Genomic DNA, 24,016 nt, shown 5'->3' with positions numbered 1-24,016 from the left:
AAGGACTGTGAACAGTAGACGCACCGCCGCCGCGTCCCTCGCGGGCGCGGCGGCCGCCACCCTGATGATCGCGCTGCCGTCCACCCCGGCCAGCGCGCACGGCACGCTGTCGAACCCGCCGAGCCGGGTCTACACGTGCAAGGAAGAGGGCCCGGAGACGCCGAAATCGGGCGCCTGCAAGGCCGCCGTGGCCGCGGGCGGCACGCAGCCCTTCTACGACTGGAACGAGGTGTCGCTGCTCGACGCGGGCGGACGGCACCAGGAGGTCGTGCCCGACGGCAAGCTCTGCAGTGCCGGGCGGGCGAAGTACCGTGGTCTGGACCTTCCGCGCGCGGACTGGCCCGCCACCTCCGTCGCGCCGGGACCGCTGACCGTGACCTACCACGCGACCGCGCCACACGCGAACAGCAACTTCGAGTTCTACGTGACCCGCGACGGCTGGAGCCCCGACCAGCCGCTGCGGTGGGCCGACCTGGTGCCCCTGGAATCCTTCGAGAACCAGAACCCCACCACGTTCACCGACTGGACGGTGACCCTGCCGCAGCGCAGCGGCCGGCACATCCTCTATTCGATCTGGCAACGGGTCCAGGGCAGCGCGGAAGCGTTCTACACCTGTTCCGATGTGGACTTCGGCGGCGGCACGAGCACCCCGGCACCCGAACCGGAGCCCGAGCCCGAGCCCGAGCCGGAAGTGCCGGTGGAGCCCGAACAGCCGGAAACCCCGCAGCCGGAGCAACCCGAGGAACCCCAGCAGCCCGAACAGCCGGAGCAGCCGGGTGGGACCTGGGCGGCGGGCACCACCTACCGCGTCGGCGACCAGGTCACCTTCGACGGCGTGACCTACCAGTGCCGCCAGGCCCACACCGCCATCACGGGCTGGGAACCCCCGGTCGTGCCGGCGCTGTGGCTGCCGGTGTGATGCGGTCCGCCCGCGGGACCCTCGCCGCATTCGCGCTCGTCCTGCTGAGCGCGTGCAGCCCGTCCGGTGCGACCGAACCCGCACCGGGTGAGCCGACTCCGTACAACGCCGCGGACATCGAGTTCCTGCAGTCGATGGTGCCGCACCACGAGGAAGGGGTGCGGATCGCGGTGCTGGCGGAGCGGTCGGATCGAGAGGAGGTGCGGCTGCTCGGCGGGGCGATCGAGGCGACGCAGATCGCCGAGATCGAAACGATGTCGAAGCAGCTGAACGACTGGCGGCAACCGGCCACCCCGCCGCCGGACGCCCACCACGAGCACGAGGAGCGGCCCAGCACGGCCCCCGCCGAGCTGGGCGCGCTGGAGCAGGCCACCGGAGCCGAGTTCGACCGGCGGTTCCTGAACCTGATGATCGCCCACCAGGACGACGCCACCCAGCTGGCCCGCCAGGAGGCGCTCACCGGGCAGGACCCGGCGACCAAGGAGCTCGCCGGGCGCATCGACCGCTCCCGCACCGCGCAGATCGAGCAGATGCTCGGCATGCTCGGCTGAAGCGGCCTCGGAAGCCCGCTTGCGTGGTCTCCGCCACTCGACCGGACCACAGCGCTGGTTACCCACGGGTAACCAGCGCTATGGTCGCGGGTATCCCAGTACCCGAACCGAGTGAGGAGCACCCGTGTCAGCACGAGCAGTGCGCAATGTGGCTTTCGTCGAGGGGGTGCGCACACCGTTCGGCAAAGCAGGCGACAAGGGCATCTACGCGGGTACCCGCGCCGACGACCTGGTGGTCAAGGTCATCAGGGAACTGCTGCGGCGGCACCCGGAACTGCCGCCGGAGCGGGTGGACGAGGTCGCCGTCGCGGCCACCACGCAGACCGGTGACCAGGGGCTGACCATCGGCCGCACCGCGGCCCTGCTGGCCGGGCTGCCGAAGTCGGTGCCCGGCTTCGCCATCGACCGCATGTGCGCCGGGGCGATGACCGCGGTCACCACCACCGCCAGCGGCATCGGGTTCGGCGCCTACGACATCGCCATCGCCGGTGGCGTCGAGCACATGGGCCGCCACCCGATGGGCGAGGGCGTGGACCCGAACCCGCGCATCATCGCCGACAAGCTGGTCGACCCGACCGCGCTGGTGATGGGCCAGACCGCGGAGAACGTGCACGACCGGTTCCCGGAGATCACCAAGCAGCGCACCGACGCCTACGCCGCGCGCAGCCAGGAGCGCTACGCCGACGCGGTGAAGTCGGGCAAGATCGGCCCCGAGCTGGTGCCGGTCGCCACCCGCCACGCCGAGCTGGGCTGGGGCCTGGCCACCGACGACGAGCCGCCGCGCCCTGGCACCACGGTCGAGCAGCTCGCCGGGTTGAAGACCCCGTTCCGGCCGCACGGCCGGGTCACCGCGGGCAACGCGGCCGGGCTGAACGACGGCGCCACCGGCGCCATCCTGGCCGCCGAGGACGTGGCCACCGAGCTGGGCCTGCCGGTCGGCATGCGGCTGGTCAGCTACTCCTTCGCCGGTGTCGAGCCCGAGGTGATGGGCATCGGCCCGGTCCCGGCGACGGAGAAGGTCTTCGCCCGCACCGGCCTGTCCATCGACGACATCGGCCTGTTCGAGATCAACGAGGCCTTCGCCGTGCAGGTGCTGGCCTTCCTGGACCACTTCGGCATCAGCGAGGACGACCCGCGGGTCAACCAGTGGGGCGGCGCGATCGCCTGCGGGCACCCGCTGGCCTCTTCCGGGGTCCGGCTGATGACGCAGCTCTCGCGGCAGTTCGCCGAGCGCCCGGACGTGCGGTACGGCCTGACCACCATGTGCATCGGCATCGGCATGGGCGGCACGGTCATCTGGGAGAACCCGGCTTGGGAGGGGAACAAGTGATTTCCGCAGCAGAGGCGAAGGCCGCCTTCCCCGACGAGGTGGTGACCCGCGCGGTCACCCGGCTGATCACCGTGCCCGGGCTGGACGGCCGGGTCGCGCTGATCACCATCGACAACGGCCACGACCACACCCGGCCGTCCACCTTCGGCCCGCAGAGCCTGGTCAGCCTGAACTCGGCGATCGACGAGGCCTTCGCGGCCGAGCCGGTGGCGATCGCGGTGACCGGCAAGCCGTTCATCTTCGCCGTCGGCGCGGACCTGTCCGGGGTGGAGCAGATCGCCGGGCGGGACCTGGCGCTGCAGATCGCGCAGACCGGGCACGACGTGTTCCGGCGGCTCACCGAGACGAAGATCCCGACCTTCGCCTTCGTCAACGGCGCGGTCATGGGCGGCGGGCTCGAACTGGCGCTTTCGTGCCACTACCGCACGCTGTCGGAGAACACCGCGGCGATCGCCTTCCCCGAGGTCTTCCTCGGGCTGTTCCCCGGCTGGGGCGGCACGCAGCTGCTGCCGAACCTGATCGGGCCGGACGCGGCGGTCACCGTCACCATCGAGAACGCGCTGAGCCAGAACAAGATGCTCAAGCCGGCGCAGGCCGCGCAGCTGGGCATCGTGGACGAGGTCTTCGGCTCGGCGGACTACCTGGAGCAGTCGCTGCTGTGGCTGGCGAAGGTGGTGCGCGGTGAGGTGACCCCGGCGCGCCGCGAGATCGACCGCGGCGAGGAGTGGGACAAGGCGGTCGCGCGTGCCAAGTCCATTGTGGACGGCAAGACGAAGGGCGCGTCACCGGGCGCTTCGAAGGCCGTGGAACTGCTGGAACTGGCGCGGGCCAACGATCTCGACCGCGGGTACGCGGCGGAGACCGAGGCGCTGGCCGACGTGCTGATGACCGACACGCTGCGGGCCGGGCTGTACTCGTTCAACCTGGTCAACAAGCGGGCCAAGCGCCCGGCCGGGGCGCCGGACCGGTCGCTGGCGCGGCCGGTGAACAAGGTCGGCATCGTCGGCGCTGGCCTGATGGCCAGCCAGCTGGCGCTGCTGTTCGTGCGGCGGCTCAAGGTGCCGGTGGTGCTCACCGACATCGACCAGGAGCGCGTGGACAAGGGCGTCGGCTACGTGCACGGCGAGATCGACAAGCTGCTGGCCAAGAAGCGGCTTTCGCCAGACGCGGCCAACCGGCTCAAGGCGCTGGTGTCCGGCTCGCTCGACAAGGCCGCCTTCGCCGACGCGGACTTCGTCATCGAGGCGGTGTTCGAAGAGCTGGGCGTGAAGCAGCAGGTGTTCGCCGAGGTCGAGGCGCACGTGAAGCCCGAGGCGATCCTGGCGACGAACACCTCGTCGCTGTCGATCACCGAGATGGCGTCGAAGCTGGCGCACCCGGAGCGGGTGGTGGGCTTCCACTTCTTCAACCCGGTCGCGGTGCTGCCGCTGCTGGAGATCGTGCGCGGCGAGAAGACCGACGACGCTTCGCTGGCCACCGCGTTCGCGGTCGGCAAGCAGCTGAAGAAGTCGAGCGTGCTGGTCTCGGACGCGCCGGCGTTCGTGGTGAACCGGCTGCTCACCCGGTTCCTCGGCGAGGTGCTGGCCGCGGTGGACGAGGGCACGCCGTTCGAGGTGGCCGACCGCGCGCTGGACCCGCTGGGGCTGCCGATGTCGCCGCTGACCCTGCTGCAGCTGGTCGGGCCGCCGGTGGCGCTGCACGTGGCGGAGACCATGCACGCGGCGTTCCCGGACCGGTTCGGCGTGAGCCAGAACCTGGCGAAGTTCGTCGAGGCACGCAAGTCCGCGGTGTGGCAGTGGGACGACAAGGGCAACGCCACGGTCGATCCCGAGGTCGCCGCACTGTGGGAGCAGGGCGACCGCCCGTCCACCGAGGAGCAGCTGCGGGAGCGGGCGCTGACGGTGCTGGCCGAGGAGGTGCGGATCATGCTCGACGAGGGCGTGGTCGCCGAGGCGCAGGACATCGACCTGTGCCTGATCCTCGGTGCGGGCTGGCCGTTCTGGCTCGGCGGCATCACGCCGTACCTGGACCGGAGCGGGGTCTCGGAGAAGGTCAACGGGAAGCCGTTCCTGGCCCCAGGTGTCGCTTCGGTGCCCTCGGCGTAGGTTCTCCGGCCTGCCTACGCGGCGCCATACGACGTCGCGTAGCAGGCCGGACTCCGGCGAGTTGCACGTTGGGGCACTGGGGGGGGTGCCGTGAATGTGGCTTTCACGGCGGAATCGGCCGTGAAAGCCACATTCACGGCATGGTCAGTCGCCCAACGGGTTGAGTTTGGCCGGGTCGCCGTTGAAGGCGAACAGCAGGAGGTCCGCCATGCCGAAGCGGCCGTCCGTGCCGAAGCGCGGGCGCCAGTCGGGTTCCCGCAGGATCGAGTGGCGGGCGGCGTCCATGCTGCGGCTGAACACCTCCGCGACGATCCTCGCCCCGACCGCGCCCAGTTTGCCGCCGTTCACCTCGGCTTCGCGCAGGATGTAGAACCACAGCGGCGTCCGCGCGGCCAGCGCCTCCCGGTGCTCCTCGCTCAGGGCGCTCAGGTCGGCGCCCTGGCCGTCCCCGGTCAGCAGTTCGTCCCTGGTCAGTTCCTTCACGCCGAACAGGCCCGCCATCTGCTGCCCGGAAGCCAGTTTGACCATGTTCGCCCGGATCAGGTTGCGGTAGGCCAGGTTCCGCTGGATGTCGTCCGGCGCCAGGCCCTGCCCGCGTCCGGCGAAGGTACCGGCGGGCAGCGTGGCGAGCGGGTTGGTGAGCAGCGTGTCGATCCGCCGCGCCAGGTTTCCCTCGCCCTCCGGCACTCCGAGGTCCGGCCGGCCGGCACCGGGGAAGTCGTGCAGCCGCCGCCAGTCGACGATCCAGTTGGTCGGCAGGCGCAGGAAGGTGCCCGCGTTCGGGTCGTCGAGGTCGGCCGGGTTCCCGGTCGGCGACAACGTGCCCGAGGTACCGCTGAAGATGAACAACTGCAGCATGGTGGCGATCCCGGCGTTCGCACCGGCCCGGAAGAACCGGTTCCACTGGTACGTCGCGCGCGCCATGCTGTGCCCGAGCCGGAACGCCGCCACCGAGAACTCGATCGGCATGGTCGCCGCGTCGTGCGCGTCCGGGGCGGGCTCGAAGAACTTCCGCCCGCTGGTGAACACCTCCCCCACCACGGCCGGGTCGGCGATGCGCGGCAGGTAGTCGGTGCGCAGCAGCCACTGGTAGTGCTTGACGACCTCGGCCCTGGTCCGGTCGAACAACTGCGGGGTGGGCACGCCATCGGTGGCCAGCACGTCCGCCACCCGGTTGTGGAAGTGGACGAACGCCAGGTGCGTCTGCGCCACGGCCAGGTTCTCGTCGTTGCGCGCGTCCGGGATGACCGCCGCACGCTCCTCCGCCTTGGTCTCGCCGGTGCCCTTGCGCGGCAGGTCGAAGCCGGTGCGGTTGTTGTTCGCCCCCTCCAGCGGCACGGCGGCGGTGGTGCCTACCTTCAGGTGCACGCCGTCGGTGTAGAGGTGGGGGTCGCGCGCCGGGCCGCGGCCGTACAGCGCGTCGAGGTCCAGCGCCGGTGAGCGCCCGGCGATCAGGTCCTCCAGCGAAACGTCCTCACCGAGGTCCACCGCGGTGCGGTCGAGGGTGAGGTCGTGGTCGACGAACTGGCCGAGGTAGGTGAACCCGGCGGGCACCGGCTCCAGCGCGGTCTCCCCGGCGGTGTCCTGCTCGACCGTCATCGCCGCGGCCAGTTCCTGCTGCAGCGCCGGATCCACCGGCTCCCCCACCGGCCCGAGCCGGGAGAAGCGGAACCGCCGCAACTCGGAACGGGCGGACGGGCGGCTGCTCATCGGATTGCGTTCGGCGTCGAAGGAAAGATCACCTTCGCCGACCACGTAATAGCTTTCCCGTGAATGACGGTGCATATCTTCAATCCCCCTCGGATTGACGAATTCGACATCTCCCCAATGCCGATGTCACCGAGCGTACCACCGCCGACCGGGCGAATCAGTCCACTGAACGGAAGACGGCTTCGTGATCGAGAAAGCGCCCGAGATCATCCACCTCGGCCCGGATACCGGAAAGCACATCCTCGCCGAGCGGGCCGAACGGGTCGACGCGCACCTCGATGCCGTGCTTTTTCCTTTCCTGGCGCCAGGTTCCGGCGACCCGGCCGTTCACCAGCACGGCCGGCATGATGAACCCGCCACCCGCCTGGATCCGGCGATCGAATTCGGGCGCGACGGCGAGTTCACGACTCCGGTACCCGAGCAAATACGTGTCGAAATGGCCGAGCAGGCGCACCGACAATTCACCCGACACCGGCGCAGTGGCCTCAGCCGGACCAGCTGCGGCGAATCCGGCGCGCGCCTGACGGAGGGTCAGCCCGGACCAGGCCGCGAAATCCTCGGCGGTCGCCGGTGCGTAAGCGGACAGATAACGGGACGCCAGCCGCGCCAGCGCTTCTTCTTCCGGCAATGTCCGAAAAGGACCGACCCAATCCCGGAAAAGCGCGTAAGTCGGTTCGTCACCGACATCGGCGCCGCGGCAGACCACCCCGGTCATCGCCGTGAAGCCGATCAGGTGCGCGGGCGCCTGCGACTTCGGGTCCAGCACCACTCCGTGCTCCGCCAGCGCGGCGCCGATCTCCTTGCGCGGCAACGACTTCCCGGCCAGGATCGACTCCAGCGCGGCCACCCCGCGCGAGGTGATCTCCTCGTCGAGCCCGAGCTGACGCCGCCTCGGCCTGGTCGCCGCGGCGAACCGCGGCCCGAGCAGTCCGACGATCCAGCCCGCGTCCTCGGCGGCCAGCATGTGCAGCGTGCCGCGCATCGCCCAGGTCCGGACCACCGCACCCGAGGCGCAGGCGGCGTCCACGTCCGCGGCGGTCAACCCTGCGGATCGGACGCGCACACCCAGCCGGTTGGCCCGGATGTCCTGCGCCTGCAACGCGACCACCTTGCGCACGACCTCGACCACACTCCCGGCCCGCGCACCGGCGAGCCCCTGCGCGTGCGCCCGCGCGAGCGGCACCTCGGTCACGTGGGCACCCCGACGCGGTTCAGCGCCGGAAGGTGCACGGTCACCGAAAGCCCGCCGCCCACCACGGGTTCCGCCGAGACCGCCCCGCCGTGCGCCTGCACCGCCGCCCGCACGATCGACAGTCCCAGCCCGGCGCCGGTCCGTGCCGTGCGCGCCACGCCTTCGCGGCGGAACGGCTCGAACAGCTCCGCCACCGTCGCCGGATCGACCAGCCCGCCCGAGGACCGCACGCGCAGGGTGGTCCACCGCTGCCCCGGCTGGGTCACCGCCTCGATCCAGCCGCCGTCGACGTTGTGCCGCACCGCGTTCTCCAGCAGGTTCCCGGCGATCCGCTCCAGCAGCGCCGGATCCCCGATGGAGTACGACGGCACCAGCTGGAAGTCGGTGCGCAGCTGCCGCCGCTCGGCCTCCCGGTACACCGCGTTCCACGCGCTGCCGACCACCGCGGCCAGGTCCACCGGCTCGGTCGGGCCGACCCCGGCGCCGTCCGTGCGGGCGAGCAGCAGCAGCGAGCTCACCAGCTGCTCGGCGCGCTCGGTGGCGTCGCGGACCACCCCGGCCATGCGGCGCAGCTCGGCCTCGTCGGCGTGGTCATCGGCCAGCGTCACGTCCAGTTCGGTGCGAATCACCGCCAGCGGGGTCCGCAGTTCGTGGCTGGCGTTGGCGACGAACCGGCGTTGCGTGTCGAACGCGGTCTGCAGCCGGTCGAGCATCGCGTCCAGGGTCGCGCCGAGCTCACCGAGTTCGTCGCGGGCTCCCCGGGCACCTCGGCCGCCGATCCGCTCCCCCATCGACTCGATCGACAGCCGCCGCGCGGTGCCGGTCATCTCCCGCAGGGGGCGCAGCACCCGCGAGGTGAGCGTCCACGAGAGCACGGCCGTCGCCGCGACCACGCAGCAGAACGCCACCGCCCCGGCGATCAGCACCTTTTCGCGCGCGTGCTCACGCAGGTGCGCGGCCAGCACGGAGGCGTCGACGTCCACCCCGTCGACGCGGACCTTGCTGCCGGGCGGCATCTGCGGCACCGCCGCCACCGAATCCCCGACCAGCGACCAGGCCAGGTAGAGCAGGACCACGCTGACCCCGGCGGCCAGCGCGGTCGACAACAGCGTGATCCGGGCGCGCAGACTCCACGCCGGGATCAGCCGGCCTCGCCGGTTCACCCGTGACCGGCACCGGGGACCCGGTAGCCGGAACCCACCACGGTCTCGATGATCCCGGGTTCGCCCAGCTTCTTGCGCAGGGTCATCACCGTGACCCGCACGGTCGTGGTGAACGGGTCGGCGTTCTCGTCCCAGACCCGCTCCAGCAGTTCCTCGCTGCTGACCACCGAGCCCCCGGCGGCGAGCAGCACCTCCAGCACGCCGAACTCCTTGCGGGTCAGCTCCACCGGCCCGCCGGCGCGGCTGACCGTGCGCTTGGCCGGGTCGAGCCGGACGTCCCCGGCGACCAGCAGCGGGGGCGCGGCCGGGGTGGCGCGGCGGCCCAGCGCCCGGACCCTGGCGACCAGTTCCGGGAAGGCGAACGGCTTGGCCAGGTAGTCGTCGGCCCCGAGGGACAGCCCGGCCACCCGGTCCTCCACCGTGCCGCTGGCGGTCAGCATCAGCACCCTGGTCAGCTCACCGGACTCGACGATCTCCTTGCACAGTTCGTCACCGGACATGCCGGGCAGGTCCCGGTCGAGCAGCACCACGTCGTACCGGGTGATGGTGGACTTCTCGTGGCCCTCGTCCCCGGTGAAGGCGACGTCCACCGCCATGCCCTCACGCCGCAGGCCTCTGGCGATGGCCTCGGCCAGGGGTTCTTCGTCTTCGACTACCAGAATCCGCACGGATCCACAATCCCACACGTTCCTGAGAGTGACCTGATCGGACACGGGGCGTTCAGTGCCCGGCCCACCGCAGGGCGAACCACAGCTCCATCCGCGTCTCCGGATCCGCGAGGTCGACGCCGAGCACCCGCTCCACCCGGCCGATCCGGTGCCGGACGCTGTTGCGGTGCACGCCCAGCGTGGAGGCGGTCCGGTCCCAGCCGCCGTGGTGCGCCAGCCAGGTGCGCAGGGTGTCCAGCAGGCTGTCGTCGCCGAGGGCGCGGAGCGGGGCGAGCGTGCGCTCGGCGTAGTCGGCGGCGTGCCCCGGCGGGACGAGTGCGGCCAGGCCATCGCCCTCGGCCAGCACCGGACGGCCGAGCACCAGCGCGCGCTGCTCCAGCGCGGCCAGTTCGGCGGCGGTGTCGGGCAGGCGCTCGGCGGGGTGGGGCGCGCTGACCACGACCAGCCAGCCCGCGGCGAGCAGTTCCTCCCTGGCACGGGCGTCCGGCGGGTTCCGGACCACCGCGGTGAACCGCGGCCCCGGCTTCAGCTCGACCAGCGGGGTGTCGAGGCGGGTGCGCAGCCAGTCGTACCCGGCCGCGACGTCGCCGGGACCGGCGCCGTGGGCCGTGCCCGCGACCACGCGGTACTCACCGCCGCCCAGCAGGTCTTCCAGTGGTGCCGCGGGCGTGCGCTCGGCGAGCACCAGCGCGGTGACCGCGCCACCGAGCCCGGCGGTGTCCGAACCGGCGCGGCTGGCGAGGCCGAACAACGCCGCCCCGACCGCCACGATCGCCCGGTCGGTCCCGTCGAACCGCGCGCGCCTGCCGACCACCACCAGGTGCGCCGCGGTGGCCTGCGGGTAGACCGGCTGCGCCACCACGAAGGTGCCGTCGGGCAGTTCCGTGGTGGCGCTGCGGATACCGGACCCGCCGCGCAGCCGGGCGAACAGCTCGCCCAGTTCCGGCGGGAACGGCACCGGGACCCCGTGTTCCGCGGCCAGCGCGTCCTTCTGCCCGACCAGCGCGACCCAGCCGGAGACGTGCTTGGCCAGCCCGCGCGCCAGTTCGGCGAGCCCACCGGCGGCCGCCCTGGTGAGCGCTTCCCGCGCCTGGGTGATCCGCCGCTGCTCGCGCTGGGTCGCCTCGGCCAGCGCCACCGCGACCACGCGGTTCACCGCGATGAACGGCGTGCGCACCCCGATCACCAGCAGCGGCAACCCCGCGCGGGCGCAGGCGCGGCGCAGGGTTCCGGGCAGTTCCTCGTGCAGCGGCGGCGTGATGCCGAACCCGAGCGCGGTGATGCCCGCGGCCCGCAGCCCGCGCACGTACCGGTCCACTTCGGACTGTTCGGCGGGCAGGTTGACACCCGCGGTGAGCAGCAGCTCCTCCCCCAGCAGGTACGGCGAGGGGTCGCGCAGCTCGCACACGTGCGCCCAGCGGACCGGCAGGTCGAGCGCGCCCGGCCGCAGCGTCTCGCGGACCGCCTCCACGGACAGCTCCGAGTTGCCGACGACCGCCTGTAACGGAATGTTCACCGGAGTGCCGATGGTTTCCGAGTTCCTGGACATAGTGGCCAGACAGTACGCCAGATTGGGACAGATCATCCCGGTCAAGCGACCGGAATCCAGCCCTACGGTGTCCCGGACACGCCCCAGTCCAAGGAGGTACCCGTGATCGCGGACTACGTGGTGATCGCGCTCTACATCGCCGGCATGCTCGGCATCGGGTGGTACGGCCTCCGGCTGGCCCGGACCAAGAGCGACTACCTGGTCGCCGGGCGCAGGCTCGGCTGGTTCATGTACTCCGGCACGATGTCGGCCGTGGTGCTCGGCGGCGCGTCCACCGTCGGCGGCGTCGCGCTCGGCTACACCTGGGGCATCTCCGGCGCCTGGCTGGTGGTCTCGATCGGGCTGGGCATCCTCGTGCTGCACGCGCTGTTCGCGCGGCGACTGGTGAAGCTGCGTGTCTACACCGTCAGCGAGATGCTCGACCTGCGCTACGGCGGCCGGTCCACCTCGACCATCTCCGGCATCGTGATGTGGGCGTACACGCTGATGCTCACGGTCACCTCCACCCTCGCCTTCGCCACCGTGTTCAAGGTGCTCCTCGACATCCCGGAATGGGTGGGCATCGGCATCGGCGGCGCGATCGTGGTCCTCTACTCGGTGCTCGGCGGCATGTGGTCGATCACGCTCACCGACATCGCGCAGTTCGTCATCAAGACCATCGGCATCCTGCTGATCCTGCTGCCGGTCTCGATCAGCGCGGCGGGCGGGTTCGACGGCATGGGCGAGCGCCTCGACGCCAGCTTCTTCGACTTCACCAGCATCGGCACCGGCTCGATCATCACCTACGTGCTGACCTACGGGTTCGGCCTGCTGATCGGCCAGGACATCTGGCAGCGGGTGTTCACCGCCCGCACCCCGCGGGTGGCGACCGGCGGCGGCATCGGCTCCGGGGTGTACTGCCTGGTCTACGGGCTCGCGGGCGCGTTGATCGGGACCGCGGCGAAGGTGCTCCACCCCTCGCTCGCCAGCGCGCAGGACGCCTTCGCCACGATCGTGGAGGACCTGCTGCCCGCCGGGGTCCGCGGGCTGGTGCTGGCCGCCGCGCTGTCGGCGATGATGTCGACCGCCAGCGGCGCACTGATCGCCTGCTCCACGGTGAGCACCACGGACCTGCTGGGCAAGCTGCGGGGCCGGACGCCGTCCTCCGAAGAGGGGGAGGTCAGCCGGAACCGGCTCACCACGCTCGTGCTCGGCCTGGTCGCGATCGGCATCGCGATGGTGGTCACCGACGTGGTCGCCGCGCTGACCATCGCCTACAACATCCTGGTCGGCGGCCTGCTGGTGGCGATCCTGGGCGGGCTGGCCTGGAAGCGCGGCACGCGGCAGGGCGCGGTCGCCTCGATGGCGGTCGGCGCGCTGGCCGCGATCGTGCTCATGGTGGTCGACGGCATGGCCGCGAACTCGCCGATCTACTGGGGCCTGGGCACCAGCCTGCTGGTGTACGTGGTCGTCAGCCTGGCCACCCCGCCGACACCGCCCGCCGTGCTCGGCCACTGGAGCGAACGGCTGGCCGGGCGCGGAACCGTTGACGCAAAGAAGGAGTTCACGCAGTGACGCAGCAGTCCCCGCTCGGGCCGGTCGACTCGTCGAAGGTACCCAGGTTCGCCGGGTTCGCCACCTTCGCCCGGCTGCCGCGGGCGGACCAGGTCGACCGCGCCGATGTCGCCGTGGTCGGGGTGCCGTTCGACGCCGGTGTGTCCTACCGGCCGGGCGCGCGCTTCGGCCCGGCCGCGCTGCGCGAGGCCAGCCGCCTGCTCCGGCCGTACCACCCGGAGCTGGACGTTTCCCCGTTCGCCACCGCGCAGGTGGTCGACGCCGGGGACATCGCGATCAACCCGTTCAACATCGGCGAGGCCATCGAAACCCTGCAGCACGAAGCGGAAGCGCTCACCGCGGACGGCACGAAGCTGGTCACCGTCGGCGGTGACCACACCATCGCGCTCCCGCTGCTGCGCGCGGCGGCGAAGAAGCACGGACCGGTGGCGCTGCTGCACTTCGACGCGCACCTGGACACCTGGGACACCTACTTCGGCGAGCCGTACACCCACGGCACCCCGTTCCGGCGGGCGTCGGAGGAGGGCATCCTCGACACCAGCGCGCTGTCGCACGTGGGCACGCGCGGTCCCCTGTACGGCAAGCGGGACCTCGAAGAGGACCGGCGCCTCGGCTTCGGCATCGTGACCTCCGGGGACGTGATGCGCCGGGGGGTGGCCGAGACCGTGGACGCGCTGCGCCAGCGCATCGGCGACCGCCCGCTGTACGTCTCCATCGACATCGACGTGCTCGACCCGGCGCACGCGCCCGGCACCGGCACGCCGGAGGCGGGCGGCATGACCAGCCGGGAACTGCTGGAGATCGTGCGCGGCCTGCGCGGGCTGAACCTGATCGGCGGGGACGTGGTGGAACTGGCCCCGGCCTACGACCACGCGGAGATCACCGCCATCGCCGCCTCCCACGTGGCCTACGACCTGGTCAGCCTGCTCGCGCTCGGGGCCGGCGCATGAGGATCGGCGGTGACCTGGTCGTCGAGACGCTGCGGGCGCTCGGCGCGGACACCGTGTTCGGCCTGCCCGGCCAGCACGCGCTGGGCCTGTTCGAAGCCCTGCGGCGGTGCCCGGAACTGCGGCTCGTCGGCGCCAGGGTGGAGAACAACCTGGCCTTCGCCGCGGACGGGCACGCGCGGGCCCGGCTCGACGCCGACCCCGGCGGCCCGGTCCCGGTGACCCCGGTGATCGTCTCCACCGGTCCGGGCGCCTTGCTGACTTTGGCCTCGTTGCAGGAATCCCGCTCGTCGTCGGTACCGGTCCTCGGGATCTCCAGCCAGGTACCGACAGCCGGGCTCGGTGGCGGGCGGCACGGCTACCTGCACGAATTGCCGGACCAGCGCGCGAGTTTCCGTGACGTGGTCAAGTCGACGCACGTGGTGCGCACGGCCAGCCAGATCCCGACGGCGTTGCGGGAGGCGTGGGAGTCGGCGGCCACCGTGCCGTACGGGCCGGTGTGGGTGGAGATCCCGCAGGACGTGCTGCTCGCCCCGGCTTCGCTGCCGCCGATCACCTCGGTCACCGCCACCCCGAAACCGCTGGCCCCGCTACCAGAACTGATCGACGAAACGGCACGACTGCTGGGAGCGGCGGAGAACCCGGTCATCCTCGCCGGTGGTGGCGTGGTCCGCTCCGGTGCACAGGCCGAGTTGCGAGCACTGGCGGAGCTCGTCCGTGCGCCGGTGCTGTCCTCCTTCGGCGGCAAGGGTTCCTTCGCCTGGGACCACCCGCTCTCCGGGCAGTCCTGGCTCGAGGACTGGCATTCGACCGAATTCCTGGCCGACGCCGACGTGCTGCTCGTGCTCGGCTCCGGTCTCGGCGAGCTGACCAGCAATTACCACCGGTTCCGCCCACGCGGGCGGGTGATCCAGATCGAGGCGGACGCCGGGAAGCTGGAGTCCAACCACCCCGCGCTGGGCATCCACGCCGACGTCCGGCTCGCGCTGACCGCGTTGCTCGAAGCGGCACCGTCACGGGAAGCCGACGGACGGGCCGAGGCCGCGGTCGCCGAACTGCTGGGCAAGGTCCGCGACCGGATCGGCGGGCAGTCGCTCGATCTCGAGCAGCGCGTGCTCGCCGAGGTCCGCGCGGCACTGCCCGAAGGCACGCCGAGCTTCTGGGACATGACCGTGCTCGGGTACTGGGCCTGGTCGGCCTGGAACACCGATGGCGCTCCGATCCACACCGCGCAGGGCGCCGGCGGGCTGGGGTACGGCCTGCCCGGCGCGCTCGGCGCGGCCGCGGCCCGGCGTGGCCCGGCGCTGGCCGTCTCCGGGGATGGCGGCGCGATGTACGGCATCGCCGAACTGGCCACCGCGGCCCAGCACGGCCTGGACGTCACCTGGCTCATCGTCGATGATGGCGGGTACGGCATCCTCCGCGAGTACATGACCGGCGCCTTCGGCCAGGCGCACGCCACCGAACTGGCCCGGCCGGACTTCGCCGCGCTGGCGAAGTCGTTCGGCGTACCGGCGCAGGTGTCCACTGTGGACAGCCTGCGCGCCGAGCTGGCGAGCGCGCTGGCCACCCCCGGCCCGAGCGTGGTCGTGCTGCCGGCGCTGCTGCGCATGTTCGAACCCACCCACCTCGACCAGTGAGGGTGATCGTGAACTCCGGTAATTTTATCGAAGGCAAACAAGTCCCGGCGATCGGCGGCCGCACCCTGGAGCTGATCGATCCCGCCACCGGCGAGGTCTGCGGCACCAGCGCGCTGTCCGAAGAGTCCGATGTGGACGCCGCGCTGGAGTCGGCACGACGGGCGTTCCGCGCCTGGCGCCGCAGCACCCCGGCGCAGCGGCAGCTGGCGCTGCTGAAGATCGCCGACGCGCTGGAGTCCCGTGCGGCGGAGTTCGCCGACGTGGAAGTCCGGGAAACCGGCAAGATCCGGCAGGTGGTGCTGGAGGAGGAGATCCCGGAAAGCGTGAGCGCGCTGCGGTTCTTCGCCGGTGCCGCCCGCCAGCTCGAAGGCACCGCCTCAGCCGAGTACCTGCCGGGGCACACCTCGTCGATCCGGCGCGAACCGGTCGGCGTGTGTGCGCAGATCGCCCCGTGGAACTACCCGCTGATGATGGGCGTCTGGAAGATCGCGCCCGCGCTCGCCGCCGGGAACACCGTGGTGCTCAAACCCGCGGAGACCACCCCGGGCAGCGCCGTGCTGCTGGCGAAGGTGGCCGCGGAGTTCCTGCCCGTGGGCGCGTTCAACGTGGTCTGCGGCGATCGCGACACCGGGCGCGCGCTGGTCCGGCACCCGATCCCCGAACTGGTGTCGATCACCGGTTCCACGCGCGCCGGGATCGACGTGGCGACCGTCGCCGCGGCAGACCTCAAGCGCACGCACCTCGAACTCGGTGGCAACGCGCCACTCCTGGTGTTCGAGGACGTGAACCTGGAGGAAGCCGCGGAAGGCATCGTGGGCGCGGCCTTCTACAACGCGGGCCAGGACTGCACCGCGGGCAGCCGGGTACTGGTGCACGAGTCGATCCACGACGAGTTCACCGCGATCCTGGCCAAGGCCGCCGGCGCGACCCGCCCCGGCACCGACTTCGGTCCGCTGAACAGTGCCGCGCAACGGGACCGGGTACGTGGGCTGATCGAGCGGCTGCCCGCGCACGCCACCGTGCACACCGGCGGCACCAGCCCGGCGGGCGGCGGGTTCTACTTCGAACCCACCGTGGTTTCCGGGCTGACGCAGGACGACGAGCTCGTGCAGGAGGAGATCTTCGGGCCGGTGATCACCGTTCAACGGTTCAGCGGTGAGGCCGAAGCGGTCGACCTGGCCAACGGCGTGCCGTACGGACTGGCGTCTTCGGTGTGGACGAAGGACCACTCCCGCGCGGTGCGGGTCTCCGCGGAACTCGACTTCGGCTGCGTGTGGATCAACACGCACGGCCCGCTGGCCGCGGAAATGCCGCACGGCGGCTTCGGCCATTCGGGCCACGGCAAGGACCTTTCGGCGTATTCGTTCGCCGAGTACACCCGCGTCAAGCACGTCATGACGCGCTACCAGTAGTCAGAGCTCGGCCCACGCGGGCCACCACGGCGGGTGGCCTCCGGCACAACCGGGGGCCACCTGCTCCGGCGACCACACCGCCATGCTGATCCAGACCGACGCGGCCACGAGTACCGCGGTCAGGAGCACGCACGCGACCACCCCGGCGAAACGCGCCCCGGCGGTGTCCCCGTTGAGGAACAACGGGAACAGCCCGGCGTAGAGCAGGGTGAACGCGAGGAAGTTCACCGCCCACAGCACCGGTTGCACGGAGAACACGAGCATGCCGGAGTTCTCGAAGGCGGTCATGCCGACCACGCACTGATCACGTGCCGAAGACAGCAGGTAGAGGTCCAGCCAGGACACGGCGGTACCCAGTCCCGCACCGGCCACGCCGAGCGCGACCACCGTCCGGGACGGTGCTGCCACCGCCAGTTGCCGGGTCATCCCCACCACTGTGACAGCGGCGGATAACGCGCAGACAACGAAAGACGGATTCCAGATGCCCAAGATCACCAGTGTCGAGCACAACGGCATCGCGCCGATCCCGTTCGCGGAACAGACTTCGCGGCCGCGGGACCTGTTCCGGCTCGCCTTCGGCGGCGCGAACACCTTCGCCACCATCATCCTCGGCACGCTGCCGATCGCCTACGGGCTCAGCTTCCCCGCCGCGGTCGCGGCGACGGTCACCGGCGTACTGGCCGGGGCCTGCGTGCTCGCACCGATGAGCTTGTTCGGGCCGGTGACCAGGACGAACAACGCGGTCGCCTCCGGCGCGCACTTCGGCGTGGTCGGCCGGTGCGTGGGCTCGTTCCTGTCGCTGCTCACCGCGATCACCTTCTTCGCCATCTCGGTGTGGGTCAGCGGTGACGCGGTAGCCGGTGCGGCGCAACGGTTGTTCGGCATCGACGGCGGCGAAGTGCTGCGCGGTACCGCGTACGGCGTGATCGCGATCGCCACGCTGGTGGTCTGCGTCTACGGCTACCGGTTCATGCTGCTGATCAACCGGATCGCGGTGGTACTGGGCACGGTGATCATGCTGCTCGGCGTTTTCGCCTACGGTGGGCGGTTCGACCCGGCGTTCCCCGGCACCGGCGACTACGCGCTCGGCACGTTCTGGCCCACGTGGATCCTGGCCGCGCTGACCGTGATGGCGAACCCGATCTCGTTCGGCGCCTTCCTCGGCGACTGGTCGCGCTACATCCCCGCCACGCACAGCCGCCGTTCCCTGCTGGCGGCGCCGTTCCTGGCGCAGGTGGCGACGCTGCTGCCGTTCGGCTTCGGCATCGCCACGGCCACCCTGGTCACCGACGCGAGCGACTACATCGCCGGCCTGACCACGATTTCCCCGCTGTGGTACGCCATTCCGCTCATCGCGGTGGCGCTGATCGGCGGCTTGTCCACCGGTACCACCGCGTTGTACGGCACCGGGCTGGACTTCAGCTCGATCTTCGTGCGGTTGAGCCGGGTCCAGGCGACGCTGCTGATCGGCACGCTGTCGGTGGCGTTCATCTTCGTCGGCAACTTCGCGCTGGACATGGTGTCGAGCATCAACGCCTTCGCCACGCTGATCGTGCTGTGCACCTCGCCGTGGATGGTGATCATGATGATCGGCTACCTGATCCGGCGCGGTTACTACGATCCGGCCGACCTGCAGGTGTTCAACGAGGGCCGCAAGGGCGGGCGGTACTGGTTCACCCGCGGGGTGAACTGGCGGGCGATGGCGGCCTGGCTCCCGGCGACCGCGCTCGGCCTGCTCACCGCGAACACGCCGATGATCGCCGGGCCGCTGCGGGAGATCGCGGGTGGCGTGGACATCAGCCTGCCCGCCACCCTGCTCACCGCCGCGATCACCTACCCGGTCCTGCTGCGGCTGTTCCCGGAACCGCGCGAGGTGATGGGCACGGACGACCCCGCGCCCGTGCCCATGCCGAGCCAGTCCTGATCAGTCCTGAGTGGACTTCACCGCGGTGTCCTGAGCCGGGGCGCTGACCAGGTTCGACGCCCACTCGGTGACCTTGCGCGCCACGTCCTGCGCGGTCAGGCCGATGCCGGAGAGCACCTCGTCCCGCGTGCCGTGTTCGAGGAAGCGCTGCGGCACGGCCAGGTCCCGCACCGGGACCGAGCAGTCGGCGTCACGGAAGGCGGCGGCCAGCAGTGAGCCGAAGCCGCCGTGGCGGCCGTTGTCCTCGACGGTGACCACCAGGCGGTGCGCCTCGGCGAGCGCGGTCAGCTCACCCGGCACCGGCAGCACCCACCGCGGGTCCACCACGGTGACGCCGATGCCCTGGTCGGCCAGCCGGTCCGCGGCGGCGAGGCCCAGCTTGGCGAAGGCACCGACGGCGACCAGCAGCACGTCGGTCCCGGCGCCTTCGGCCGGGCGGCGCAGCACGTCGACCACGCCGAGCCGGTCCACCGCGGGCACCGACTCGATCACGCCACCACGCGAGAACCGGAGCGCGGTCGGGCCGTCGGCGACGGCCACCGCCTCCCGCAGCTCCTCACGCAGGGTGATCGCGTCACGGGGTGCGGCCACCCGCATGCCGGGCACCAGGCCCAGCAGCGACAGGTCCCACATGCCGTGGTGGCTGGCGCCGTCCGGCCCGGTGATGCCGGCCCGGTCGAGCACGAAGGTGACCGCCTGCTTGTGCAGCGCCACGTCCATCAGCACCTGGTCGAAGGCGCGGTTGAGGAAGGTCGCGTAGATCGCCACCACCGGGTGCATGCCGCCCATCGCCAGCCCGGCGGCCGAAGCCACCGCGTGCTGCTCGGCGATGCCGACGTCGAACCAGCGGTCCGGGTGCGCCTCGGCGAACTTGTGCAGCCCCGTGGAGCGCAGCATCGCCGCGGTGATCGCGACCACGTCCTCGCGCTCGTCGCCGATGGCGGCCAGTTCGTCGGCGAACACCCCGGTCCAGCTCGGGCCCTTCACCGGCGGCAGGCCGGTCTCCGGGTCCAGCGGGTCGGTCTGGTGCATCTGGTCGTGCACGTGGTTGACCGCGGGCTCGTAGCCGTGGCCCTTCTCCGTCACCGCGTGCACGATCACCGGGCCGCCGAACGCCTTCGCGCTGTGCAGCGCCTTCTCCAGCGCGGGCAGGTCGTGGCCGTCGACCGGGCCGACGTACTTCAGGCCCAGGTCGGCGAACATGCGCTGCGGGCTGACCGCGTCCTTCAGCCCGGCCTTGGCCGCGTGCAGCGCCGCGTAGATCGGCTTGCCCACGAACGGGGTGCGGCGCAGCATCTCACGGCCGCCGTCGAGGATGCGCTCGTAGCCGGGCCGCAGCCGCAGCGAGGCCAGGTGCTCGGCGAGCCCGCCGATGGTCGGCGAGTAGGAGCGGCCGTTGTCGTTGACCACGATCACCACCGGCCGGTGCGGGGCGGCGGCGATGTTGTTCAGCGCCTCCCAGCACATGCCGCCGGTCAGCGCGCCGTCCCCGACCACGGCCACCGCGTGCCTGCCGCCGCCGCCCAGCTCGAAGGCCTTCGCCAGGCCGTCCACATAGGACAACGCGGCCGAGGCGTGGCTGTTCTCCACCAGGTCGTGCTCGCTCTCGGCGCGCGAGGGGTAGCCGGTGAGGCCACCCCGCTGGCGCAGCCCGTCGAACTCGGCGTGCCTGCCGGTGACGATCTTGTGCACGTAGCTCTGGTGCCCGACGTCCCAGACGATCGCGTCCGACGGCGAGTCGAACACCCGGTGCAGGGCGAGGGTCAGCTCCACCACGCCCAGGTTGGGCCCGAGGTGACCGCCGTTCCGGCACACCTTCTCGACCAGGAATTCCCGGATCTGACCGGCGAGCAGCTCCAGCTCGCCGGGCTCCATCCGCTTCAGGTCCGCCGGTCCGTGCACGGAATCCAGCAACGTCACGCTCCACCTCGCCTGTTCAAGCCTGTTTCGAGCCGGTTCGGCCACCGCCATCGTCCGCCCAGTCTACGGAGCGCCGGGGCGGCCGGATCCGCCACGCGGCTGGCATCACGTCACGACCGGGTGATCAGGGCCCTGGCCTGCGGTGGGACCGGGGACTTCACCTGGCCGCAAACGGTGGGAAACAAACCATCCATATCGAAGGTATGTGAAGCCTCTCTCACTTGATCCGGTTGCTCTAGCCAGGCGGGTGGTCACTGCTCGTAGCGTGGCGCCGCGTACGGGCTCCATCGATTCACCCGGGGGTGAGCCACACCGTGCCGATTCCCGCCGCTCGCGGATCGCTGCCAGCGCTGGCACCGGCCGAACACTGGCACCAGCAGACCGCCCGCGCGCTCAGCGGACCCGCCGCCCACCGGCGGCCACCGGTGATCGCCGTGGTGCGGTTCGTCGAGGCACCGCGCATCGAATCCCGCTTCGGGCACAAGGGCGTGGACCGCGTCCTCGAAGAAGTCGCCTGGATGCTCCGGCCGGAGTTGTCCGAGCAGGAGCACCTGGCCCCGGACGGCCACGGCGGCCTGGTGCTGACCCTGCGCGGCGCGGCCGCCTGGCAGGTCCGCGCCCGGCTGGAGGGCATCTCCACCCGGCTGGCCCGGCTGCCGGTCCGCCTCGGGGACGACCACCTCGCGGTCACCCCGGTGATCGGCTGGGCCGACGCCGCCGACCGGCCCGCCTGCACCGACCCCGACCAGCTCGCCGAGCGCGCCGCCGAAGCGGTCGAACTGGCGACCGGCCAGGTGGACCTGGTCCCGCGCAAGTGGACGCCTGCCGCGCCGGCCCGGCACACCGGACGCCGCTCCGGCGGCCCGCTGCGCACCGTGCTCCAGGCGCTGGTCACCGTGCTGATCGGCGTGGTGGCACCGTTCACCGGGCTGGTGCTGGCCTACCGCGCCGGCCTCGACCTCGGCACCCCCGCCTACCTGCTGGTGACCATCTCGCTGGTGCTCACCTCGGTGGTGATCTGGGTGGAGAACCTGCACGCGCTGGACCCGGACCGGCCACCGGACACCCCCGCCGCACCGCGGCCCGCCGCCTCCGCGATCATCCCGGCCTACCTGCCGAACGAGGCCGCGACCATCGTGGACACGCTGCACGCGTTCCTGCGCCAGGACTACGACGCCCCGCTGCAGATCATCCTGGCCTACAACACCCCGCGCCCCCTGCCGGTCGAGGAGGACCTGCGGGCGCTGGCCGCCGAGGACCCGCGGCTGGTGGTGATGGAGGTGCCGTACTCGACCTCCAAGGCGCAGAACGTCAACGCCGCGCTCGAGGTGGTCACCGGCGAGTTCGTCGGCGTGTTCGACGCCGACCACCACCCCGCGCCCGACGCCTTCGACCGGGCCTGGCGGTGGATCTCCCACGGCGCCGACGTGGTGCAGGGCCACTGCGTGATCCGCAACGGCTCGGCGTCCTGGGTCTCGCGGACCGTCGCGGTGGAGTTCGAGTCGATCTACGCGGTCAGCCACCCCGGCCGCACCAAACTGCACGGCTTCGGCATCTTCGGCGGCTCCAACGGGTTCTGGCGCACCCAGGTGCTGCACGAAACCCGGATGCACGGCCAGATGCTGACCGAGGACATCGACTCCTCGATGCGCGTGCTGCTCTCCGGGCGGACCGTGCGCAACGACCCCGCGCTGGTCAGCCGGGAACTGGCGCCCGCCACCATCTCCGCGCTGTGGAAGCAGCGGATCCGCTGGGCGCAGGGCTGGTTCCAGGTCTCGCGGCGGCACCTGCGCGCCGCGCTGAAGTCCGACGAGCTGACCGCGCGCAACAAGCTCGGCATCACCTTCCTGCTCGGCTGGCGCGAGGTCTTCCCATGGCTGGCGCTGCAGATGATCCCGGTGATCGCGTTCATCGCCTGGCGCGAAGGCGGGGTCACCGAAATGGACTGGTTCGTGCCCACCTTCGTGCTCTGCACGCTCTACACCCTTTCCGCCGGGCCGAGCCAGGTGCTCTTCGCCTGGCGCCTGGCCGCGCCGGAGGTGCGCAGGCACCCGCGGTGGTTCCTCGGCTATCTCGTGGTTTCGATGTTCTTCTACACCGAGTTCAAGAACCACATCGCCCGCGTGGCGCAGCTGAAGGAACTCAGCGGGGAACGCAAGTGGGCCATCACCCCGCGGCAGGTGCCGGTGCGAGGTGAGCAGCTGTGAAGCAGCGCTACCAGCTCGACGTCTACCGGGCACTGGCGGCGCTGGCGGTCGCGGTGTTCCACGCCTACCAGTCCAACCGCACCGCGCACTGGCCGCTGGAAGGCACGGTGTGGCACGAGATCCTGCTCGCCACCGACCTGTTCGTGGCGATGTTCTTCGTGCTTTCCGGCTTCCTGCTGGGGATCCCGGTGGCCCGCGCGGCTCTCGGGCTCAGCGAACCGAGGCCCGCCAGGGTGTTCCTGATGAAACGGGTGGCCCGGCTGGTGCCGCTGTACTTCCTCGTGGTGCTGCTGGTCTGGACGCTGACCAATCCGGAGTTCCCCGGGAACTGGCGGGATCTGCTGCTGCACCTGAGCTTCACGCACGTCTACAGCGACGACTACATCTTCTGGACCAACGGCCCGGCCTGGTCGCTGGCCGACGAGATGCACTTCTACCTGCTGCTGGCCGTGCTCGGCCCGCTCGCCTACCGGTGGTGCGCGCGTTTCGGTGGTGCACGGGCGAAACTGGCGGTCCTGCTGACCGGGGTGGGTACGCTGATCGCGATCAGCTTCGGCTACAAGCTGCTGGCGAAGTACGCCTGGGCGGTACCCCACGACCGGTGGTCGGTCTGGTTCGGGCCACTGGCCAAACTGGACCTGTTCGCGATCGGGCTGCTGATGGCGGTCGCCTCGGCGGCCGGGTTCCGGCTCGCCGCGCGGTGGCAACGCGCCGGTTTCGCCGTGGCGGGAGGCGGGCTGGTCTACCTGGCGCACACCGCCGGGCTGTCCGAAGCGGTGGTGCACACCGTGGTCGGGCTCGGCTGCGCGCTGGTGATCACCAGCACCACGCTGACCACCGCGCCACCGCCGCGCTTCCTGAGCTGGCGCCCGCTGGTCACCGTCGGCGTCGCCAGCTACAGCGTTTACCTCTGGCACGAACCGGTGTTGCGGGTACTCGGCGCGAGCGGGCTGCTGCCCGATCGCGGCACCCCGATCGCGTTCGTGGTGACCGCGGTCTGCCTGCTGGTGGTGGTGATCCCGCTGGCGATGCTGAGCTACCAGGCGATCGAGAAGACCGGCATGAAGCTGGCGGCCACCATCGACGGGCGAGGCCGGGCGCGGAACTACTACCCGGAGCTGGACCGACTGTCCAACTGGGAGCCCGCGCCGCGGTGAGATACCACTGAGATCACTCGCACCGTTTCGGCCGGATGGCCAAACCGCCCGATCGGCGTAGGATTCCC

General features: G+C 71.3%; 18 protein-coding genes. 11 read left to right on the top strand and 7 right to left on the bottom strand.

The features are described from left to right. Window positions 1-7 precede the first annotated feature (7 nt). The 4 genes from JOM49_RS19780 to JOM49_RS19765 all read left to right on the top strand — a co-directional run bounded on the left by JOM49_RS19780 (window position 8) and on the right by JOM49_RS19765 (window position 4,905). Window positions 8-919 carry a lytic polysaccharide monooxygenase gene (locus tag JOM49_RS19780; protein WP_308158796.1) on the top strand — a complete coding sequence of 304 codons (912 nt, stop codon included), beginning with the start codon at window positions 8-10 and terminating at the stop codon, window positions 917-919. After that, window positions 919-1,470 carry a DUF305 domain-containing protein gene (locus tag JOM49_RS19775; protein ID WP_209665754.1) on the top strand — a complete coding sequence of 184 codons (552 nt, stop codon included), beginning with the start codon at window positions 919-921 and terminating at the stop codon, window positions 1,468-1,470. The genes JOM49_RS19780 and JOM49_RS19775 overlap by 1 nt, the downstream gene beginning before the upstream one ends. 139 nt (window positions 1,471-1,609) lie before the next feature. Beyond that, the gene (locus JOM49_RS19770; RefSeq protein ID WP_209671374.1) at window positions 1,610-2,800 is read left to right on the top strand and encodes a thiolase family protein; all 1,191 of its coding nucleotides are present in this window, start codon (window positions 1,610-1,612) and stop codon (window positions 2,798-2,800) included. Beyond that, window positions 2,797-4,905, top strand: a complete 2,109-nt coding sequence (locus JOM49_RS19765; RefSeq protein ID WP_209665753.1) for a 3-hydroxyacyl-CoA dehydrogenase NAD-binding domain-containing protein — start codon at window positions 2,797-2,799, stop codon at window positions 4,903-4,905. Before JOM49_RS19770 ends, JOM49_RS19765 begins: the two co-directional genes overlap by 4 nt. A 144-nt stretch (window positions 4,906-5,049) precedes the next feature. Here the strand turns inward: JOM49_RS19765 and JOM49_RS19760 are convergent, their stop codons facing one another. The 5 genes from JOM49_RS19760 to JOM49_RS19740 all read right to left on the bottom strand — a co-directional run bounded on the left by JOM49_RS19760 (window position 5,050) and on the right by JOM49_RS19740 (window position 11,154). Beyond that, window positions 5,050-6,690 (bottom strand): peroxidase family protein, encoded by a 1,641-nt coding sequence (locus JOM49_RS19760; RefSeq protein WP_209665752.1) that lies wholly within the window; start codon window positions 6,688-6,690, stop codon window positions 5,050-5,052. An 82-nt stretch (window positions 6,691-6,772) separates the two neighbouring features. Then, window positions 6,773-7,807, bottom strand: coding sequence for a winged helix DNA-binding domain-containing protein (locus JOM49_RS19755; RefSeq protein ID WP_209665751.1), 1,035 nt, complete (start codon window positions 7,805-7,807; stop codon window positions 6,773-6,775). Beyond that, window positions 7,804-8,970 carry a HAMP domain-containing sensor histidine kinase gene (locus JOM49_RS19750; protein ID WP_308158795.1) on the bottom strand — a complete coding sequence of 389 codons (1,167 nt, stop codon included), beginning with the start codon at window positions 8,968-8,970 and terminating at the stop codon, window positions 7,804-7,806. The genes JOM49_RS19755 and JOM49_RS19750 overlap by 4 nt, the downstream gene beginning before the upstream one ends. Beyond that, window positions 8,967-9,638, bottom strand: coding sequence for a response regulator transcription factor (locus tag JOM49_RS19745; RefSeq protein WP_209665750.1), 672 nt, complete (start codon window positions 9,636-9,638; stop codon window positions 8,967-8,969). The genes JOM49_RS19750 and JOM49_RS19745 overlap by 4 nt, the downstream gene beginning before the upstream one ends. 52 nt (window positions 9,639-9,690) lie before the next feature. Next, a complete protein-coding gene (locus tag JOM49_RS19740; protein WP_308158794.1) occupies window positions 9,691-11,154 on the bottom strand; it encodes a PucR family transcriptional regulator ligand-binding domain-containing protein in 1,464 nt (487 codons plus the stop codon). 135 nt (window positions 11,155-11,289) lie between these two features. Here JOM49_RS19740 and JOM49_RS19735 point away from each other — a divergent pair, with 135 nt between their 5' ends. Genes JOM49_RS19735 through JOM49_RS19720 form a run of 4 tightly spaced genes read left to right on the top strand, consistent with a single transcriptional unit; the run spans window position 11,290 to window position 16,740 of the window. Next, window positions 11,290-12,741 (top strand): sodium:solute symporter family protein, encoded by a 1,452-nt coding sequence (locus JOM49_RS19735; protein WP_209665748.1) that lies wholly within the window; start codon window positions 11,290-11,292, stop codon window positions 12,739-12,741. Then, window positions 12,738-13,691 (top strand): agmatinase, encoded by a 954-nt coding sequence (gene speB / locus JOM49_RS19730; protein ID WP_209665747.1) that lies wholly within the window; start codon window positions 12,738-12,740, stop codon window positions 13,689-13,691. Before JOM49_RS19735 ends, speB begins: the two co-directional genes overlap by 4 nt. Further along, window positions 13,688-15,328, top strand: coding sequence for a thiamine pyrophosphate-binding protein (locus JOM49_RS19725; RefSeq protein WP_209665746.1), 1,641 nt, complete (start codon window positions 13,688-13,690; stop codon window positions 15,326-15,328). The genes speB and JOM49_RS19725 overlap by 4 nt, the downstream gene beginning before the upstream one ends. A 5-nt stretch (window positions 15,329-15,333) precedes the next feature. Then, window positions 15,334-16,740 carry an aminobutyraldehyde dehydrogenase gene (locus JOM49_RS19720; protein WP_209671370.1) on the top strand — a complete coding sequence of 469 codons (1,407 nt, stop codon included), beginning with the start codon at window positions 15,334-15,336 and terminating at the stop codon, window positions 16,738-16,740. Here the strand turns inward: JOM49_RS19720 and JOM49_RS19715 are convergent, their stop codons facing one another. Then, on the bottom strand, window positions 16,741-17,166 hold the full coding sequence (locus JOM49_RS19715) for a hypothetical protein (protein WP_209665745.1): 426 nt from the start codon (window positions 17,164-17,166) through the stop codon (window positions 16,741-16,743). It lies immediately after the preceding gene. Between the two features lie 55 nt (window positions 17,167-17,221). Here JOM49_RS19715 and JOM49_RS19710 point away from each other — a divergent pair, with 55 nt between their 5' ends. Continuing rightward, complete coding sequence (locus JOM49_RS19710) at window positions 17,222-18,664, top strand: purine-cytosine permease family protein (RefSeq protein WP_209665744.1); 1,443 nt, start codon at window positions 17,222-17,224, stop codon at window positions 18,662-18,664. Here JOM49_RS19710 and dxs read toward each other — a convergent pair whose 3' ends face one another. After that, complete coding sequence (gene dxs / locus JOM49_RS19705; protein ID WP_209665743.1) at window positions 18,665-20,584, bottom strand: 1-deoxy-D-xylulose-5-phosphate synthase; 1,920 nt, start codon at window positions 20,582-20,584, stop codon at window positions 18,665-18,667. Between the two features lie 314 nt (window positions 20,585-20,898). Between dxs and JOM49_RS19700 the strand changes: the two genes are divergently transcribed. Together JOM49_RS19700 and JOM49_RS19695 are read left to right on the top strand one after the other, a co-directional pair. Beyond that, window positions 20,899-22,791, top strand: coding sequence for a glycosyltransferase family 2 protein (locus tag JOM49_RS19700; RefSeq protein ID WP_209665742.1), 1,893 nt, complete (start codon window positions 20,899-20,901; stop codon window positions 22,789-22,791). Then, complete coding sequence (locus JOM49_RS19695; RefSeq protein WP_209665741.1) at window positions 22,788-23,948, top strand: acyltransferase family protein; 1,161 nt, start codon at window positions 22,788-22,790, stop codon at window positions 23,946-23,948. The genes JOM49_RS19700 and JOM49_RS19695 overlap by 4 nt, the downstream gene beginning before the upstream one ends. Window positions 23,949-24,016 lie beyond the last annotated feature (68 nt).

It is taken from the genome of Amycolatopsis magusensis (assembly GCF_017875555.1).
Taxonomy (GTDB): domain Bacteria; phylum Actinomycetota; class Actinomycetes; order Mycobacteriales; family Pseudonocardiaceae; genus Amycolatopsis; species Amycolatopsis magusensis.
This window is presented reverse-complemented; position numbering and strand designations above follow the sequence as displayed.